A 17,353-nucleotide genomic window follows, 5' to 3' on the forward strand; every position below is an offset into this window, starting at 1 on the left:
AGCTAGCTCGTTGTAATTAACAATGCGAAGTGGATATATTCAATGCCAAAAATTAAGACAGTACGCGGCGCCGCTAAGCGCTTTAAAAAAACCGGTGCCGGTGGTTTTAAGCGTAAGCATGCCAACCTGCGTCATATTTTGACCAAAAAAGCTACTAAGCGTAAACGTCATTTACGTCCAAAAGGCATGGTATCTAAGAACGATCTAGGTTTGGTCGTAGCATGTCTGCCATACGCATAAGTAATTTTGGTTTGAATTAAGACGATAGGAGAAGTAAATGGCTCGCGTAAAACGTGGTGTGGTAGCTCGTGCACGTCACAAAAAAATATTAAAGCAGGCGAAAGGTTACTACGGTGCCCGTTCGCGCGTTTATCGTGTTGCTTTCCAGGCAGTAATCAAGGCAGGCCAATACGCCTACCGTGACCGCCGTCAACGGAAGCGTCAATTCCGCCAACTGTGGATTGCACGTATCAACGCAGCTGCTCGTCAGAATGGTCTGTCTTACAGCCGTTTCATCAATGGTCTGAAAAAGGCTTCTGTTGAGATTGACCGTAAGATCCTGGCTGACATCGCAGTATTCGATAAAGTGGCATTCTCTGCACTGGTCGAAAAAGCGAAAGTAGCTCTGGCGTAAGTCAGAATTGAAGAGGGAGCTTGTCTCCCTCTTTTAATCTTTATCTTCTTGGTAAGAAGGTCATTTTTATGATACATGCAGTTACTTTTCGCTTCTTTTTTTACTTTAGCGCCTGATTTCAGGAGGCTTGCGCGTAAGAATAGAAACGAAAAATAGCGCCTAAGCCTCCCATCGTGGAGGCTTTTTTGTTTTTACTCTACGGCACTTACAGTGACTAGAGTGCGGGTATCACAGATATAGTACCTTATTGATTTTGTGTAAAATATTCATTTCAATTATCGATTTTTAACTCATTACATATATCCAACGTTATTGGAGTTGCAGGTAGGTAGCAAGCAAGCGAGTAAATTCCGATAAGCTTACTCCTGTAAGTGATTCGGGTGAGTGAGCGTAGCTAACACCCTTGCCGCTTCAAGAACAAAGGATATAACTACAAGTGGGCCATACGGCCAGAGGAAGAGAAAACAATGCCACATCTCGCAGAGCTGGTTGCCAAAGCTAAAGCAGCCGTAGAAGATGCCCAAGATGTTGCCGCGTTGGATTTGGTACGCGTCGAATATCTGGGTAAGAAAGGCCATTTGACCCTTCAAATGACATCGCTGCGCGAGCTGCCAGCCGAAGAGCGCCCGGCAGCCGGGGCTGTGATTAACCAGGCCAAGCAAGAAGTACAAGAAGCGCTTAATGCTCGCAAGGACAGGCTGGAATCAGCCGTCATGAATGCCCGACTGGCAGCCGAAACCATTGATGTCTCTCTACCGGGGCGTCGTATGGAAAATGGAGGGTTGCATCCAGTTACCCGCACAATCGATCGTATTGAAACATTCTTTGGTGAGTTGGGCTTTTCCGTTGAGTCTGGCCCAGAAATCGAAGACGACTACCATAACTTCGATGCATTAAATATTCCGGCTCATCACCCTGCTCGTGCTGACCACGATACCTTCTGGTTTGATGCTACCCGATTGCTGCGCACGCAGACGTCCGGCGTACAGATTCGCACCATGGAAATCCAGCAACCGCCTATTCGGATTATCGTGCCTGGCCGCGTTTATCGTAATGATTACGACCAAACACACACACCGATGTTCCATCAAATGGAAGGGCTGATTATTGACCGTGATATCAGCTTCACCAATTTGAAAGGCACTTTGCATGACTTCTTGCGTAATTTCTTCGAAGAAGATTTGCAAATTCGTTTTCGTCCTTCCTATTTCCCGTTTACCGAACCGTCTGCTGAAGTGGATGTGATGGGTAAAAATGGTAAATGGCTTGAAGTGCTCGGTTGCGGCATGGTGCACCCAAATGTATTGCGAAACGTCGGTATTGATCCTGATATTTATTCAGGTTTTGCCTTCGGAATGGGGATGGAGCGCTTAACTATGTTGCGTTACGGCGTCACCGATTTGCGTGCATTTTTCGAAAATGATCTGCGTTTCCTCAAACAATTTAAGTAAGGCGGGATATCTCATGAAATTCAGTGAACTTTGGTTACGCGAATGGGTAAACCCAGCCATTAGTAGTGATGACCTGGCCCATCAAATTACTATGGCCGGTTTAGAAGTTGATGGTGTAGATGCGGTTGCAGGCGAATTTAATGGCGTCGTTATCGGTCACGTTGTCGAATGTGGTCAACATCCAAACGCAGATAAACTGCGAGTAACCAAGATCGATGTAGGCGGTGACCGCTTGCTGGATATCGTTTGTGGTGCACCAAATTGTCGTCAGGGCTTGAAAGTCGCGGTTGCAACTGTTGGTGCAGTGTTGCCTGGTGATTTCAAAATCAAAGCTGCCAAATTGCGCGGTGAACCATCAGAAGGCATGCTGTGCTCGTTCTCTGAACTTGCTATTTCAGATGATCACGATGGTATTATCGAGCTGCCTGCTGATGCGCCTATCGGTGTCGATGTGCGTGAATATCTACATTTGGACGATAAAACCATTGAAATCAGTGTCACACCAAATCGTGCCGATTGTTTGGGCATTATCGGTGTAGCACGCGATGTAGCGGTCGTGAATCAATTGCCATTATCTGAACCGGACATGACACCTGTTGCGGCATTGATTCCCGATACATTCCCAATTCACGTAGAGGCGCCACAGGCTTGTCCGCGCTACTTGGGCCGTGTGGTTAAAGGGATTAACGTCAAAGCGGCGACACCATTATGGATGCGTGAGAAACTGCGCCGTTGTGGTATTCGCTCGATTGATCCGGTGGTAGATGTCACTAACTTCGTTTTATTAGAGTTAGGTCAGCCAATGCACGCGTTTGATCTGGACCGTATTGACGGTGGGATTATTGTCCGTCTGGCGGCTGAAGGTGAAGAATTAACACTGCTAGATGGCACAAAAGCCAAATTGAATGCAGATACGCTGGTCATTGCTGACCAACATAAGCCACTAGCAATGGCCGGTATCTTTGGCGGCGAGCACTCTGGCGTTAACGAAGAGACCCGCAATGTTTTGCTGGAATCTGCCTTCTTCAACCCATTATCAATTACTGGTCGTGCACGTCGCCACGGCTTGCATACCGATGCCTCTCACCGCTACGAGCGCGGTGTTGATCCTGCGTTGCAGCATAAAGCGATGGAGCGAGCGACACGTCTGCTAATTGATATCTGTGGTGGTGAAGCAGGCCCGGTGATTGACGTGACTGCGGCGGCAGAATTGCCAAAATGCGCCACAATCACGCTACACCGTGAGAAGCTGGACCGATTGATTGGTCATCACGTTCCTTCTGAGCAGGTGAGTGACATTTTGCGCCGACTAGGCTGCCAGGTGACTGAACTTGGTTCTGATTGGCAGGCGGTGGCACCAAGCTGGCGTTTCGATATGGAAATCGAAGAAGATTTGGTGGAAGAAGTTGCCCGTATCTACGGCTATAACAATATCCCAGATGTGCCAGTTAAAGCTAATTTGGTGATGACTAAACACCGTGAAGCTGATTTGTCACTGAAGCGTGTAAAAATGGCTTTAGTTGATCGAGGTTATCAGGAAGCAATTACTTACAGTTTTGTTGACCCGAAAGTACAGGCACTTCTGCATCCACAACAAGACGCGTTAATCTTGCCAAGCCCTATCTCGGTTGAGATGTCTGCCATGCGTTTGTCATTGTTGACCGGTTTACTGTCGGCGGTAGTTTATAACCAGAATCGCCAGCAATCTCGCTTGCGTTTATTTGAGAGTGGCTTGCGCTTTGTACCTGATAGTACAGCAGATTTAGGCGTTAGACAGGATCTAATGCTGGCTGGTGTTATTGCTGGTCACCGTTACGATGAGCATTGGGATCTGGCGCGTCAGCCAATCGACTTCTATGATTTGAAAGGTGATCTGGAAGCAATTCTGGAACTTACCGGCAAATTATCGGATGTTCAGTTCCGTGCACAAGCGCATCCTGCACTGCATCCTGGGCAGAGTGCTGCAATTTATTTATCAGGGGAACACATTGGTTTCATTGGTGTAGTTCATCCTGAATTGGAACGTAAGCTGGATCTGAATGGTCGAACTGTGGTGTTTGAAGTGCAGTGGAACAGGCTTGCAGACCGCGCTGTGCCTCAGGCCAGCGAGATTTCACGCTTCCCAGCAAACCGCCGCGATATCGCTGTCGTAGTGGCTGAAAACGTTCCCGCAGAAGATATTTTGGCGGAGTGTAAGAAAGTTGGCGCAAATCAGGTAGTTGGCGTAAACTTGTTTGATGTGTACCGTGGCAAGGGCGTAGCAGAGGGCTATAAGAGTCTGGCTATTAGTCTGGTGTTGCAGGATACCGCACGTACACTGGAAGAAGAGGAGATCGCCGCTACCGTTGCAAGATGTGTAGAGGCGTTAAAACAGCGATTCCAAGCATCCTTGAGGGATTGAACCTATGGCGCTTACTAAAGCTGAAATGTCAGAACATCTGTTTGAAAAGCTAGGGCTTAGCAAACGAGATGCCAAAGATCTGGTTGAGTTATTCTTTGAGGAAGTACGTCGTGCTCTCGAGAATGGCGAACAGGTCAAACTGTCTGGCTTTGGCAATTTTGATCTGCGAGACAAGAACCAACGTCCGGGCCGTAATCCGAAGACGGGTGAGGACATTCCTATTACGGCGCGCCGTGTGGTGACTTTCCGTCCAGGGCAAAAGCTAAAAAGCCGGGTAGAAGGTGCTACTCCAAAAGAGTGAGTATCTACTCAAACAAAAGGCCGCGTAAGCGGCCTTTTTCTTATTTGTAATTCATTGAAATATAATTATTTTATTAATGTCCACATGCTGACCGCGATTTAAGGTCTTGTTGTCCTTTTGCCATGTTCTAATAGCGAGCGTGCATTGTTCCAGACAAGAAAAAACCCCGCATTGTAGGGTTCATAGCTGTAGCTAGATCTCATCAGCGTTCTCCCCATTCTGCGTTGGGATGGATGACGCCATCTGAATTCGCCGAGAAATCTGTCGATTGCCAGAATATACAGCTAACCTGAAGCCAGTTATTCCTGATTATGACTGGATCATATTCGGTGTCAGGGTCATTAAGTGTTAGAAAAGTATTAATATATCAACATACTAACAGATAGTCGGTTTTTTGTTTTTGATAAAGTTTGATTGAATAAGATGATTGACTTTAGAACAGTACTTATTAAATTGATAGTAATGGTTCTATTAATTATTAACTAATAATTAGTGTCGATATTTAAATTAGCAAGAGAATGGTTTTTTTATTATGGAAACCTACGCTAGCATTCAATGATTTTTTCTAAATAAATTAGAGTATTCTTATTGAATGCCAGTTTTATATTTATCTTATGGCTGTAATTTAATGATATGGATGGTTATCGTAGTGCATTCTTGGACCGCCACCGCCACCGCCACCGCCACCGCCACCGCCACCGCCACCGCCACCGCCACCGCCATGCGGCGGGAATATACAGCAAGCTGATAATGTGGCGCTTAATATGATTACTGTCACCATTAATGCTATAGACCGCATTTTGTTTGCTCTGCCTTTTATTTACCAGTTAAGTTTATCATAATAATTTAATATGATGATTATTACTGTCAGATAAACGTTAAGACATGTTAGTAATAGTGGTGAATAAAAATATCTGACATGTAAGATATGTATGGTTTTCGTAAGTGATATGAAGTGAAAGTGAAAAGGGTAGGTTGTCTGATAGAGGGTTTTTATTTTCACTGATATAAATTCATTAACTGCTAAATAATATATTTGGATGTGTATGAAAAAATATCTGCTATTACTTGGGGCGTTGGCATTAATGCCACAGTTTGCACAGGCAGAGGTGTCACTTGATATCAATATCCCTGGCGTCAGCGTGCACTTAGGGGATCAGGACAATCGAGGTTATTACTGGGATGGCTACGATTGGCGCCCGCCGCAGTGGTGGCATGAACATCGTGGCGGTCATATTGGTGATCGTAATGAACGTGGCTATTATTGGGACGGTGGTCGTTGGCAGCACCCACAAACACAAGATGGTCGTAATCCGTTCCGTGGGCAGCAGCATGGGGATCAAAACCATAATGAGCGTGGCGAACATGCTAATTCGCCACAGCACAATAATGATAATCGTGGGCGTGGTCAGTCGGCGAATGATGGACGCCAGCGTGCTGCTAAGCAAGGTGGGCCAAATAATGGCGGTGGTCAGCCACTCTATCCACCGCAAAATAGTGGTCAACGCTAACAGCAAATACGTGATGAACGCTAACTTTGCCTCTAAAATCAGCGGCTCAGTTAGCGTTTTCTCCCAGTAAACGTCTTATTCTTCATGCAAAACTTCCCCTTGCCGCGTTAACCCCCTACTATCAGTGCCTGGCGATGGGCATCAGGCCTAATCTTTATGAGACATCTTCAGGTTTATCCTGATACAGCGGCCGAGGATGTAATGCAGACCAGTCAGTTATTTACCTCACTTCAACAGCGGCAACAACAGCGGGATTACCGTTACCTTAAAGGGTTGGTTATTATACTTTTTTTGGCTCTGATAGTCAGTTTGTGTGCTGGCGATACTTGGATTTGGCCTCGCCAGTGGTTCAGCGAGCGTGGGCAGTTGTTCGTCTGGCAGTTGCGCTTGCCCCGGAGCTTAGCCGTGATGATGGTGGGTGCAAGTCTTGCGGTATCGGGTGCTGTAATGCAGGCACTGTTTGAAAATCCATTAGCTGAACCCGGTTTGTTGGGAGTGGCGAATGGGGCCGGCGTTGCATTGGTTATGGCGGTATTGCTAGGGCACGGATTGTTGCCTATCTGGTTTTTAAGTGGCTGTGCCATAGCCGGAGCCTTACTGATGACGGTGCTGCTACTAGGCTTTGCACGCAGGCGCTTATTAACTAATGCTCGTTTGTTACTGGTCGGTGTCGCATTGGGGATCGTGTGCAGTGCGGTGATGACATGGGCTGTCTATTTTAGCACTAGCCTGGATTTACGGCAGTTGATGTATTGGATGATGGGGGGATTTAGCGGCATAGATTGGCGACAGCAGGGATTAGTCGTGGCACTGTTGCCGATAGTTGTATGGCTATGTTGTCAGGGCCGAGTGCTCAACTTTATGTCATTGGGTGAGCAGCAAGCAAGGCAGTTGGGAATCCCTCTCCATTTGTGGCGGAACTTATTAGTGCTGGCTATCGGTTTGCTGGTTGGCATCAGCGTTGCCCTAGCGGGTGTTATCAGTTTTATTGGCTTGGTAATCCCCCATATCTTGCGGTTGACGGGCTTAACCGACCAACGCCGCCTACTAACCGGATGTGCATTGGCTGGCGGCGGAATACTGTTGTTTGCTGATGTTATCGCGCGTATAGCGTTATTCTCGGCGGAACTGCCAATTGGTGTGGTAACAGCAACCTTAGGTTCGCCATTATTTATCTGGTTGCTGACACGAGTGAAAAGTGTAAAGTGATCGGCCTTACACCTATTTTATCTTCTTGTAAGTTCACCTGTATAACATCGCTGAATAAGGATCCTTCCTGATGAGTAATCCAATTTATTCCATCCCTGTTAAAACCATTGAAAGTGAATCTATTCTGCTGGAAAAGTATAAGGGCTCAGTTCTATTGGTCGTTAATGTGGCTTCTCAATGTGGTCTGACTAAGCAGTATGAAGGGCTTGAAAACCTTTATAAAACATATCATCAGCAAGGTTTTGAAGTTTTAGGGTTTCCGAGTAATGAGTTTGCGGGGCAAGAACCGGGCAGTGATGAAGAGATACAAGCCTTCTGCCGAGGCACATTTGGGGTTGAGTTTCCGATGTTTAGTAAAATTGAGGTCAATGGTTCGCAACGACACCCTTTATACCAGCAATTGATTGCGGCTAAATCTGTTGCAGTAAAACCGGCAGGGAGCGAGTTTTATCAACGCTTAGCCAGTAAAGGGCGTGAACCAAAGCAACCAGGTGATATTCTGCGGAATTTTGAGAAATTCTTGATTAGTCGCGAGGGTGTCGTACTTGAACGTTTTGCTCCCGATATGACACCAGAAGATCCGATTCTAATCGGTGCAATGACTCAAGCGTTAGCCAACAACTAATTTCCGACAACAGGTTTATTTTGATGCTATTGCAACTCAGCAATGTCAATGTAGAAACACGCCTTGCCCCTTTTTCTGCTGAAGTGGCTGCCGGGTTGCAAATTCATCTGATAGGCCCAAATGGGGCAGGGAAAAGTACCTTGTTGGCGGCTTTGGCGGGCTTGCTGCCTGCGCATGGGGATATTTTACTGGCAGGGCAGCCGCTGACCCTTTATGCAGGGCATGACTTGGCCCGTTCACGAGGTTATCTAAGTCAACAGCAATCAGCCCTGACTTTAATGCCCGTTTTCCAATATCTCGCGCTTTACCAGCCTGTCGGCGCTGCACCAGATGCGGTAGCTGCAACGATTGGCTATCTCTGTCAAAAATTGCGCTTAACCGACAAATTGCCAAGAATGCTATCACAGCTTTCAGGTGGTGAGTGGCAGCGCGTTCGGTTGGCGGCAGTATTCCTGCAAGTTTGGCCGGATATCAATTCTGACAGCAAACTGTTATTACTCGATGAACCCTATACCGGACTCGATGTGGCGCAAAAAGTGGCGCTAGATGGGCTACTTGCTGAGTTTTGTGCGGCTGGGCGCAGCGCTATCATCAGTGCTCATGACCTTAACCATACTTTACAACAGGCCGATCAGGTTTGGTTGATGTCTAAAGGGAGCGTGCTTGCGCAGGGGGGGGCTAAACAGGTAATGGAGGCAAATATTCTGTCTGACGTATTTGAAGTGGACTTTCAAATTCACAGCTTTGAGCTTCAGAATTGGATTGTTACAAAAAGCATGTGACGCTTACATCTATTTATCAAGTTCTATTGGTAGTTGGAAATTAATTCCCTGCACTTTTAATTCACATTTCTATTATCTGCGGCGTTTACTTCTCACCTTACACGGATAAAGTCAATTAAATCATAAGCTTTGTACATTCTGTAGGGTTTTGTGTCAGTTGTTTTATTTTAAGATAAAAATCACTTCACGCTCGGTGATGGTGACCTTTCTGATGATCTCTGAGATAAAAAAGACAGTCTTAAGGTTTATTTAAGGTTAATGGACTAAAGTTGAGCTAGAAAACCATGCGTTTATCTGATTGACGTTTAGTTTTCGTTAACTTGCGTGGGCATATAGTTGCCGATAGCTCTAGTGTCCTAAGGGATTATTTAATGCAGAATTTTTTACCTTTCTCACGCCCGTCGATTGGTACGGAAGAAATTAATTCGGTCGTAAATGTATTAGGTTCAGGTTGGATAACCACCGGACCGCAGAATCAGCAATTAGAGGCTAATTTTTGTGATGCGTTTGGTTGCAAACATGCCATTGCTGTCTGTTCGGCTACGGCGGGAATGCATATCACCTTGATGGCCTTGGGTATTGGCCCAGGGGATGAAGTTATCACCCCGTCCCAAACGTGGGTTTCTACTCTCAATATGATTGTGTTACTGGGCGCTGAGCCGGTAATGATTGATGTTGATCGCGACACTTTAATGGTAAATGCTGCGGATGTTGAAGCAGCTATCACCGCAAAAACCAAAGCCATTATCCCAGTACATTATGCAGGCGCTCCCTGTGATCTTGATGCTTTGCGTTTAGTTGCTCAGCGTCGAGGTATCCCACTGATTGAAGATGCGGCCCACGCTGCGGGCACCCGCTATGGGAATCAATGGGTCGGAGAGAAGGGCACAGCCATTTTTTCTTTCCATGCCATTAAAAACATGACTTGTGCTGAAGGCGGTTTAATTGCCACCGACGATGATGAGCTAGCCGACAAAGTACGGCAACTTAAGTTTCATGGCTTGGGGGTGGATGCTTTTGATCGACAGCTACAAGGGCGCAGCCCACAGGCCGAAGTCATAGTGCCTGGCTATAAATATAACTTATCTGATATTCACGCAGCGATTGCTGTAGTGCAACTCAAACGTTTACCTGAAATCAATGCTCGCCGCCAAGAATTAGTCACTCAATATTATAAGGCATTGAATGACTCGCCCTTGCAACCCCTTGCTGTTCCCGGCTACGCCCATCAGCACGCATGGCACCTGTTTATGGTGCGCGTTGATGAACAGCGCTGTGGAATTAGTCGAGACTCTCTGATGGAGCGGTTGAAAGCGTTAGGTATTGGTACTGGCCTTCATTTTCGCGCAGCGCACACTCAAAAGTATTATCGCGAGCGTTATCCGAACCTGAACTTACCCAATACCGAGTGGAATTCCGCCAGATTATGCACATTGCCCCTTTTCCCCGACATGCTGGACAGTGATGTTGAGCGGGTGGTTGATGCATTGGCAACTATTATAGGGCCGCACCGTGTTTCAAAATGAAGAAATCAAAAAAGTATCAATAGTTATCCCTGTTTATAACGAGCAAGAGAGCTTGCCAGCATTAATAGAGAGGACATCGGCTGCCTGTAAGTTACTCACCCAAGCTTATGAAATTATTTTGGTTGATGATGGGAGCAGTGATAGTTCTGCTGAAATGCTGACAGCAGCAGCGAACGAACCAGAAAGCTGCATAATCGCAGTTTTGCTGAATCGTAATTATGGTCAGCATTCTGCCATTATGGCTGGATTCAATCAGGCTAGCGGTGATTTGGTTATTACACTTGATGCTGATCTGCAAAACCCGCCAGAGGAAATTCCGCGGCTAGTTAGTGTGGCCGAAGAGGGTTACGACGTCGTCGGTACGGTGCGCGCTAACCGGCAGGATTCACTGTTTCGCAAAACAGCCTCCCGTTTAATTAATTTAATGATTCAGCGGGCTACAGGAAAGTCGATGGGTGATTACGGCTGCATGTTGCGGGCTTATCGTCGCCATATCGTAGAGGCGATGTTACACTGTCACGAACGCAGTACATTTATCCCTATCCTGGCAAATACCTTTGCTCGCCGTACCACTGAAATTACTGTGCACCACGCAGAGCGCGAGTTCGGTGACTCAAAATACAGTCTGATGAAACTCATCAATCTAATGTATGACTTGATAACCTGTCTGACAACGACACCATTACGTCTGTTAAGCCTGGTGGGTAGTGTCATTGCGCTTTCTGGTTTTACTCTTGCAGTGCTGTTAGTCGTTTTACGCTTGGTATTTGGCCCAGAATGGGCTGGCGGCGGTGTCTTTACACTCTTTGCCGTGTTGTTCATGTTCATCGGAGCCCAATTCGTTGGTATGGGGCTACTTGGTGAATACATCGGTCGTATTTATAACGATGTGCGCGCGCGTCCACGTTATTTTATACAAAAAGTAGTCGGCGCAGAGCAGACCGACAATAATCAGGAAGTAGAGAAATGAAAGCGATTGTATTTGCCTATCATGATATTGGCTGTGTAGGCCTAAAAGCATTAGTAGAAGCAGGTTACGATATTCAAGCGGTATTTACCCATACGGATGATCCGAATGAAAATCGCTTTTTCTCTTCAGTTGCGCGTGTTGCTGCTGATTTAGAACTCCCTGTATTTGCGCCAGATGATGTCAATCATCCGTTATGGATTGAGCGTATTAAGCTATTGCAACCTGATGTTATTTTCTCTTTCTATTATCGTAATATGCTGTGTGAGGAAATTTTGTCATCAGCGCCGCAAGGAGGATTTAATTTACACGGGTCCTTGTTGCCTAAATACCGTGGCCGTGCCCCGATTAACTGGGCGCTGGTTAATGGGGAGACCGAAACCGGTGTAACCCTGCACCAAATGGTAAAAAAAGCTGATGCGGGGCCAATTGTGGGCCAGCAGAAAGTTATTATCAGCGATGATGATACTGCATTGACATTACATGCAAAAATGCGCGAAGCATCGCAAGAATTGCTGCGTGATATATTGCCTAAAATGAAGCGTTCTTCGCTGCATCCAACACCACAAAAAGAAGCTGATGCCAGCTATTTTGGTCGTCGGACTGCTGCGGATGGAGAGGTTAATTGGCACAAGTCAGCATCAGATATCAATAATTTGGTTCGCGCAGTGACTGAGCCATACCCTGGCGCATTCAGTTATCTTGGTCAGCGTAAACTTATCATCTGGCGTGCACGACCACTGACGGTAGCACATGGGAAGTTGCCTGGTACCGTACTCTCAATTTCACCTTTGGTTGTTGCTTGTGGTGAAGGTGCGCTGGAGATTGTTACTGGTCAGGGCGATGCTGGTTTGTATGTCCAGGGCAGTCGTTTAGCCCAAGAAATGGGTATTGTCACAGATGTGCGCTTAGCCAATAAGCCAAGTAAAGCTCTGAAAAGACGTACCCGTGTACTTATCCTTGGTGTAAACGGCTTCATTGGTAACCACTTAACTGAGCGTTTGTTGCGCGATAACCGTTACGAAGTATACGGTTTGGATATTGGTTCTGATGCTATTAGTCGTTTCTTGGATAATCCTTTCTTCCATTTCGTGGAGGGGGATATCAGCATTCATTCCGAATGGATTGAATATCACATTAAAAAGTGTGATGTTATTCTGCCGTTGGTGGCTATTGCGACGCCAATTGAATATACCCGTAATCCATTGCGTGTTTTCGAATTAGATTTTGAAGAAAATTTAAAAATTGTTCGCGATTGTGTTAAATACAATAAACGCATTGTCTTCCCATCCACTTCTGAAGTTTATGGTATGTGTGATGACAAAGAGTTTAACGAAGATAGCTCTCGGTTGATTGTGGGGCCAATTAACAAACAGCGCTGGATATATTCAGTATCCAAACAGTTATTGGATCGCGTTATCTGGGCTTATGGTGCCAAAGAGAACCTTAGATTCACACTGTTCCGTCCATTTAACTGGATGGGGCCACGCCTGGATAACCTTGATGCTGCGCGTATTGGCAGTTCCCGCGCCATTACACAACTTATATTAAATCTGGTCGAAGGCTCTCCTATTCAACTGGTTGATGGTGGCGCGCAAAAACGCTGCTTTACTGATATTCATGATGGCATTGAAGCGCTATTTCGCATTATTGAGAACAATGATGGCTGCTGTGATGGGCAGATAATTAATATTGGTAACCCGACCAATGAGGCAAGTATTCGTGAATTGGCAGAAATGCTACTGAGTAGTTTTGAAAAACATGAATTACGCAGTCACTTCCCTCCGTTTGCGGGCTTTAAAGATATTGAAAGCAGCGCATATTATGGCAAAGGCTATCAGGATGTTGAATATCGCACGCCAAGTATCACGAATGCGCGCCGTATTTTACATTGGCAGCCAGAAATTGCCTTGCAGCAAACTGTCACCGAAACATTGGATTTCTTCCTTCGCGGTGCTGTAGTTGAACTGAGTGAAACCCCAAAGGATGAGCATCACCTATGAAGCAAGTTGGACTAAGGATTGATGTGGATACCTACCGTGGAACAAAAGAAGGTGTGCCATCATTACTTGCTGTATTGGAAAAGTATGATATCAGTGCCAGCTTTTTCTTCAGTGTTGGTCCAGATAACATGGGGCGCCACTTGTGGCGCCTTTTCCGTCCCCGTTTCTTGTGGAAGATGCTGCGTTCAAATGCTGCGTCGCTTTATGGTTGGGATATTTTACTGGCAGGAACCGCCTGGCCGGGTAAAAAAATCGCTAAAGACCTTGGCTCATTAATGAAAGCCACATTACAAGCAGAGCATGAGGTTGGTTTACATGCCTGGGATCATCAAGGCTGGCAAGCTAAAGTTGCATCCTGGTCAACGCAACAGCTAACTGAACAGGTACAATTGGGTGTGGATGCATTGCAGCACAGTATTGGGCAGCCAGTTACGTGTTCTGCGGCTGCTGGATGGCGTGCTGACTCTCGGGTATTAGCCATAAAGCAGCCGTTCTCTTTTCGTTATAACAGCGATTGTCGTGGTACTCATCCTTTCCGCCCTCTGTTGCCTGATGGCAACCTTGGCAGCGTACAAATCCCAGTGACGTTGCCAACGTACGATGAAGTCGTCGGCAGTGAGGTTCGTGCCGAGGATTTTAATGATTTCATCATTGAAGCTATTTTGCGTGATAGAGGTGTCTCGGTTTATACCATTCATGCTGAAGTGGAAGGGATGTCTCAGGCGGCGATGTTTGAGCAATTATTAGTCCAGGCGAAAAAACAAGGTATACAGTTTTGCCCACTTCGAGAACTATTACCCGATGACTTGGATTCATTGCCAATAGGGACAGTCGAACGTACAACCTTTCCTGGCCGAGAGGGCTGGTTAGGGTGTCAGTCAGATATTAAGGATGTTGGATGAGATTATTAAAAGGTGGCGGAGCCGCCCTGCTGGCGCTGTTCTTTGCTCTTATTTATTTATTGCCAATCAATAGCCGTTTACTGTGGCAGCCTGACGAAACGCGCTATGCCGAAATTAGCCGGGAAATGTTGCAACGTGGTGATTGGATAGTGCCGCATTTTCTGGGGATTCGTTATTTCGAAAAACCTATCGCGGGTTATTGGTTTAATAATATTAGCCAGTGGATATTTGGTGACACTAATTTTGCCGTCCGATTTGGTTCCATTTTTAGTACCGCCCTGAGTGCAATATTAGTCTATTGGTTGGCGACTTTATTGTGGCGTAATCGCTCTACATCAGTATTGGCGACATTAATTTATCTCTCCATGTTGTTGGTATTTAGTATCGGCTCCTATGCGGTATTGGACCCGATGATTTCATTATGGCTGACCGCTTCAATGGTCTGTTTTTATCTCACATTACGAGCAGAAACCTCGACGCAGAAGGTTGGCGCTTACCTTTTGCTCGGCCTTGCCTGTGGCATGGGCTTTATGACCAAAGGTTTTCTCGCGTTGGCCGTGCCGGTTATTTCAGTATTGCCTATTGTCATACAGCAAAAGCGAATAAAAGATCTCATCATTTTTGGTCCGATCGCGGTATTGGGTGCGGTAATTTTGAGCTTGCCGTGGGCATTGGCAATTGCGCAACGTGAACCTGATTTCTGGCATTACTTCTTCTGGGTTGAACATATTCAGAGGTTCGCTGAAAAAGATGCTCAACATAAAGCGCCTATCTGGTATTACCTGCCTATTCTGTGCATTGGGGTATTGCCGTGGTTGGGGTTATTACCGGGTGCGGTACTTAAAGGATGGCGTGAACGGGTGGCAAAACCTGAACTGTTTTTCTTGCTCAGTTGGGTCATCATGCCGTTGCTATTTTTCAGTGTAGCTAAAGGAAAACTCCCGACATATATCTTGCCATGTATGGCGCCATTATCTTTACTGATGGCTGCATACGCAACAGACTGTGCCAGTAACATGCGTATGCGCGTACTGAAGATAAATGGTGCGATAAATCTTATTTTCGGATTAGTTTGCGCGCTGGCGGTGCTGGTTATTGGTTTGGGGTTAGTGGGGCACATGGTTGCTTATGGGCCGCAAGAGCATCAGAAAGTTATACTGGCGATAGTCGCCTTTGTTGGCTGGGGGTTAGTCGGGTTTATAACCTTGTATAATAACGCTCGTTATTGGCGTTGGGCTGCTGCCTGCCCATTACTGTTGGTTTTGCTGGTGGGTTATCTGATTCCTCAGCAGGTTATTGACTCCAAACAACCGCAAAACTTTATCCAGAATAATTTTGATGCACTGAGCAGTAGCCGTTATGTACTTACCGATAGCGTAGGTGTAGCGGCGGGGTTAGCGTGGCAACTGAAACGTAGCGATATACTCATGTTCAGCGAAAAGGGCGAGCTGTCTTATGGGCTGAACTACGCTGACAGCAAAGATAAATACATTAGCGATAAAGATTTTAGTGAATGGTTGGCTCATGCAAGGCGGCAAGGTGATGTATCGTTAGTTGTACAATTATCTCGCGGTGAGGGCATCCCTACCCATTATCCGGTAGCCGACAAGGTTAATTTAATGAATCGTTTGGCACTTTTGTGGTACCAAAAGACACCATGACAAGTTATCTGCTCTTGATAGTGGTTAGTTTATTGACCTGTGCGGGGCAATTGTGTCAGAAGCAAGCAGCGCAATGCTGGGATCGGCCAAGTGATAAACGGCTAGCCCCAACACTGCGTTGGCTTACCATTGCACTAATACTGCTTGGTTTAGGAATGTTATTCTGGCTGCGTTTATTGCAACATCTGCCTTTGAGTGTGGCTTATCCGCTATTAAGCTTTAATTTTGTGTTGGTGACCTTAGCCGCGCAGCTGTTTTATGGCGAGAAGACAACTTCTCGCCATTGGCTTGGCGTTGCCTCCATTATGTTTGGCATCCTTTTGATTAGTTGGTATTAATGAAAGGTTATCTATGGGGAATAGGCAGTGTAATATTGGTGACCATTGCCCAATTAATGCTTAAATGGGGGATGATGCATACCCCATTAATATCACTGGCAGATATTAATGTTCAATTTTTAGCTCATCATTTAACACAGTTAATAGCGGTAACTTGCGGGTTAACCGGTTATGCCTTATCGATGTTGTGCTGGTTTTTTGCACTAAGGTATCTGCCACTCAGTCGGGCCTATCCATTACTTAGTCTGAGTTATGCGTTAGTCTATTTAGCCGCAGTATGGCTACCTGAGTTCAATGAGTCGGCGACATTACTGAAAACGTTAGGGGCAGGTTTCATTCTATTGGGGATATGGTTGATTCATACAAAACCAATAAAGAATGATTAAATCTATTATCTCATTCATATAACTTGTTTTTTCCAAACTCGATAGCTAAATTAGCCATACTGGTGCCTATCTCTAGCCAGATGTAGCGCCGAATAGCTTGCTGTCTGGCGCATTGGCTAAGCCTTACCTTTGGTGATATCTCGATGCGGATGCGTTGCTGGATCTTTTTGATGAGTATGATTCTTGCTGGTTGTAGCAGCCATGCTCCAACACCAAGTGGTCACTTGTCTGATTCTATTGTGGTAGTTGCTAAACTGAATGAACAACTGCGTCAATGGGAAGGAACGCCATATCGTAATGGTGGGCTGGATCAAAACGGCGTTGATTGCTCTGGGTTTGTTTACCGCACTTTCCGCGATCGTTTTGATATGCAATTACCCCGGACGACTGTAGCGCAAACCACGCTAGGCACTAAAGTGGGTCGTGATGAGCTGATGCCTGGTGACTTGGTGTTCTTCAAAACCGGCAGTGGACAAAATGGATTGCATGTTGGTATTTACGATACGAATGATGAGTTTATTCATGCTTCAACGAGTAAAGGTGTGATCCGCTCATCGCTGGAGAATGTTTACTGGAAACGTGTTTACTGGCAAGCGCGCCGTATTTGATGCTTTTTTGCTTGAATCCTTAGTTAATACAGAATGAATCCTCGAACC

The 17,353-nt window shown here is 46.0% G+C and carries 18 protein-coding genes and 1 other annotated feature; of the genes, 17 read left to right on the top strand and 1 reads right to left on the bottom strand.

The window, feature by feature from the left end; translation table 11 throughout:
- The first annotated feature begins 42 nt into the window (after nt 1-42).
- The 5 genes from rpmI (at nt 43) to ihfA (ending at nt 4,787) form a co-directional block, all read left to right on the top strand.
- Complete coding sequence (rpmI, locus tag EL015_RS09845; protein ID WP_004713020.1) at nt 43-240, top strand: 50S ribosomal protein L35; 198 nt, start codon at nt 43-45, stop codon at nt 238-240.
- Nucleotides 241-277: 37 nt separating this feature from the next.
- Nucleotides 278-634, top strand: a complete 357-nt coding sequence (rplT, locus tag EL015_RS09850) for a 50S ribosomal protein L20 (RefSeq protein WP_004706556.1) — start codon at nt 278-280, stop codon at nt 632-634.
- Between the two features lie 67 nt (nt 635-701).
- Nucleotides 702-824: a sequence feature (Phe leader region), on the top strand.
- Between the two features lie 277 nt (nt 825-1,101).
- The gene (gene pheS / locus EL015_RS09860) at nt 1,102-2,085 is read left to right on the top strand and encodes a phenylalanine--tRNA ligase subunit alpha (protein WP_005182843.1); all 984 of its coding nucleotides are present in this window, start codon (nt 1,102-1,104) and stop codon (nt 2,083-2,085) included.
- Between the two features lie 13 nt (nt 2,086-2,098).
- On the top strand, nt 2,099-4,486 hold the full coding sequence (gene pheT / locus EL015_RS09865) for a phenylalanine--tRNA ligase subunit beta (RefSeq protein WP_005182841.1): 2,388 nt from the start codon (nt 2,099-2,101) through the stop codon (nt 4,484-4,486).
- Nucleotides 4,487-4,490: 4 nt separating this feature from the next.
- A complete protein-coding gene (gene ihfA / locus EL015_RS09870) occupies nt 4,491-4,787 on the top strand; it encodes an integration host factor subunit alpha (protein WP_004875238.1) in 297 nt (98 codons plus the stop codon).
- 625 nt (nt 4,788-5,412) lie between these two features.
- On the opposite strand, the gene EL015_RS21700 is transcribed toward ihfA, so the two are convergent.
- The gene (locus EL015_RS21700; protein ID WP_153802298.1) at nt 5,413-5,586 is read right to left on the bottom strand and encodes a hypothetical protein; all 174 of its coding nucleotides are present in this window, start codon (nt 5,584-5,586) and stop codon (nt 5,413-5,415) included.
- A gap of 247 nt (nt 5,587-5,833) precedes the next feature.
- On the opposite strand from EL015_RS21700, the gene EL015_RS09875 reads away from it, so the two are divergent.
- The 12 genes from EL015_RS09875 (at nt 5,834) to EL015_RS09930 (ending at nt 17,305) form a co-directional block, all read left to right on the top strand.
- A complete protein-coding gene (locus EL015_RS09875; RefSeq protein ID WP_005182839.1) occupies nt 5,834-6,298 on the top strand; it encodes a DUF2502 domain-containing protein in 465 nt (154 codons plus the stop codon).
- A gap of 201 nt (nt 6,299-6,499) precedes the next feature.
- Complete coding sequence (btuC, locus tag EL015_RS09880) at nt 6,500-7,507, top strand: vitamin B12 ABC transporter permease BtuC (RefSeq protein WP_005182838.1); 1,008 nt, start codon at nt 6,500-6,502, stop codon at nt 7,505-7,507.
- Nucleotides 7,508-7,577: 70 nt separating this feature from the next.
- Nucleotides 7,578-8,132, top strand: a complete 555-nt coding sequence (locus tag EL015_RS09885; protein ID WP_005182837.1) for a glutathione peroxidase — start codon at nt 7,578-7,580, stop codon at nt 8,130-8,132.
- 23 nt (nt 8,133-8,155) lie between these two features.
- Nucleotides 8,156-8,914, top strand: coding sequence for a vitamin B12 ABC transporter ATP-binding protein BtuD (btuD, locus tag EL015_RS09890; RefSeq protein WP_005182836.1), 759 nt, complete (start codon nt 8,156-8,158; stop codon nt 8,912-8,914).
- A 371-nt stretch (nt 8,915-9,285) separates the two neighbouring features.
- Nucleotides 9,286-10,440, top strand: coding sequence for a UDP-4-amino-4-deoxy-L-arabinose aminotransferase (gene arnB / locus EL015_RS09895; RefSeq protein WP_005182835.1), 1,155 nt, complete (start codon nt 9,286-9,288; stop codon nt 10,438-10,440).
- Nucleotides 10,427-11,410 carry an undecaprenyl-phosphate 4-deoxy-4-formamido-L-arabinose transferase gene (arnC, locus tag EL015_RS09900; RefSeq protein WP_032905795.1) on the top strand — a complete coding sequence of 328 codons (984 nt, stop codon included), beginning with the start codon at nt 10,427-10,429 and terminating at the stop codon, nt 11,408-11,410. The genes arnB and arnC overlap by 14 nt, the downstream gene beginning before the upstream one ends.
- Nucleotides 11,407-13,410, top strand: a complete 2,004-nt coding sequence (gene arnA / locus EL015_RS09905; protein WP_032905793.1) for a bifunctional UDP-4-amino-4-deoxy-L-arabinose formyltransferase/UDP-glucuronic acid oxidase ArnA — start codon at nt 11,407-11,409, stop codon at nt 13,408-13,410. Before arnC ends, arnA begins: the two co-directional genes overlap by 4 nt.
- Nucleotides 13,407-14,312, top strand: coding sequence for a 4-deoxy-4-formamido-L-arabinose-phosphoundecaprenol deformylase (arnD, locus tag EL015_RS09910; RefSeq protein ID WP_032905791.1), 906 nt, complete (start codon nt 13,407-13,409; stop codon nt 14,310-14,312). The genes arnA and arnD overlap by 4 nt, the downstream gene beginning before the upstream one ends.
- Nucleotides 14,309-15,973: a lipid IV(A) 4-amino-4-deoxy-L-arabinosyltransferase gene (gene arnT, locus EL015_RS09915; RefSeq protein WP_032905789.1), complete on the top strand. Its 1,665-nt coding sequence runs from the start codon at nt 14,309-14,311 to the stop codon at nt 15,971-15,973. The genes arnD and arnT overlap by 4 nt, the downstream gene beginning before the upstream one ends.
- A complete protein-coding gene (gene arnE, locus EL015_RS09920) occupies nt 15,970-16,311 on the top strand; it encodes a 4-amino-4-deoxy-L-arabinose-phosphoundecaprenol flippase subunit ArnE (protein ID WP_032905787.1) in 342 nt (113 codons plus the stop codon). Before arnT ends, arnE begins: the two co-directional genes overlap by 4 nt.
- Nucleotides 16,311-16,697, top strand: a complete 387-nt coding sequence (arnF, locus tag EL015_RS09925; protein WP_005182829.1) for a 4-amino-4-deoxy-L-arabinose-phosphoundecaprenol flippase subunit ArnF — start codon at nt 16,311-16,313, stop codon at nt 16,695-16,697. Before arnE ends, arnF begins: the two co-directional genes overlap by 1 nt.
- A gap of 143 nt (nt 16,698-16,840) precedes the next feature.
- Entirely contained in the window at nt 16,841-17,305 is a 465-nt protein-coding gene (locus EL015_RS09930) for an NlpC/P60 family protein (RefSeq protein ID WP_005182828.1), read from the top strand.
- Nucleotides 17,306-17,353 lie beyond the last annotated feature (48 nt).

This window comes from Yersinia intermedia, from assembly GCF_900635455.1.
Lineage (GTDB): Bacteria > Pseudomonadota > Gammaproteobacteria > Enterobacterales > Enterobacteriaceae > Yersinia > Yersinia intermedia.

Coding starts and splice junctions, on each gene's coding strand:
- rpmI (WP_004713020.1), top strand. CDS start 43: ATGCCAAAAATTAAGACAGTACGCGGCGCCGCTAAGCGCTTTAAAAAA.
- rplT (WP_004706556.1), top strand. CDS start 278: ATGGCTCGCGTAAAACGTGGTGTGGTAGCTCGTGCACGTCACAAAAAA.
- pheS (WP_005182843.1), top strand. CDS start 1,102: ATGCCACATCTCGCAGAGCTGGTTGCCAAAGCTAAAGCAGCCGTAGAA.
- pheT (WP_005182841.1), top strand. CDS start 2,099: ATGAAATTCAGTGAACTTTGGTTACGCGAATGGGTAAACCCAGCCATT.
- ihfA (WP_004875238.1), top strand. CDS start 4,491: ATGGCGCTTACTAAAGCTGAAATGTCAGAACATCTGTTTGAAAAGCTA.
- EL015_RS21700 (WP_153802298.1), bottom strand. CDS start 5,586: ATGCGGTCTATAGCATTAATGGTGACAGTAATCATATTAAGCGCCACA.
- EL015_RS09875 (WP_005182839.1), top strand. CDS start 5,834: ATGAAAAAATATCTGCTATTACTTGGGGCGTTGGCATTAATGCCACAG.
- btuC (WP_005182838.1), top strand. CDS start 6,500: ATGCAGACCAGTCAGTTATTTACCTCACTTCAACAGCGGCAACAACAG.
- EL015_RS09885 (WP_005182837.1), top strand. CDS start 7,578: ATGAGTAATCCAATTTATTCCATCCCTGTTAAAACCATTGAAAGTGAA.
- btuD (WP_005182836.1), top strand. CDS start 8,156: ATGCTATTGCAACTCAGCAATGTCAATGTAGAAACACGCCTTGCCCCT.
- arnB (WP_005182835.1), top strand. CDS start 9,286: ATGCAGAATTTTTTACCTTTCTCACGCCCGTCGATTGGTACGGAAGAA.
- arnA (WP_032905793.1), top strand. CDS start 11,407: ATGAAAGCGATTGTATTTGCCTATCATGATATTGGCTGTGTAGGCCTA.
- arnD (WP_032905791.1), top strand. CDS start 13,407: ATGAAGCAAGTTGGACTAAGGATTGATGTGGATACCTACCGTGGAACA.
- arnT (WP_032905789.1), top strand. CDS start 14,309: ATGAGATTATTAAAAGGTGGCGGAGCCGCCCTGCTGGCGCTGTTCTTT.
- arnE (WP_032905787.1), top strand. CDS start 15,970: ATGACAAGTTATCTGCTCTTGATAGTGGTTAGTTTATTGACCTGTGCG.
- arnF (WP_005182829.1), top strand. CDS start 16,311: ATGAAAGGTTATCTATGGGGAATAGGCAGTGTAATATTGGTGACCATT.
- EL015_RS09930 (WP_005182828.1), top strand. CDS start 16,841: ATGCGGATGCGTTGCTGGATCTTTTTGATGAGTATGATTCTTGCTGGT.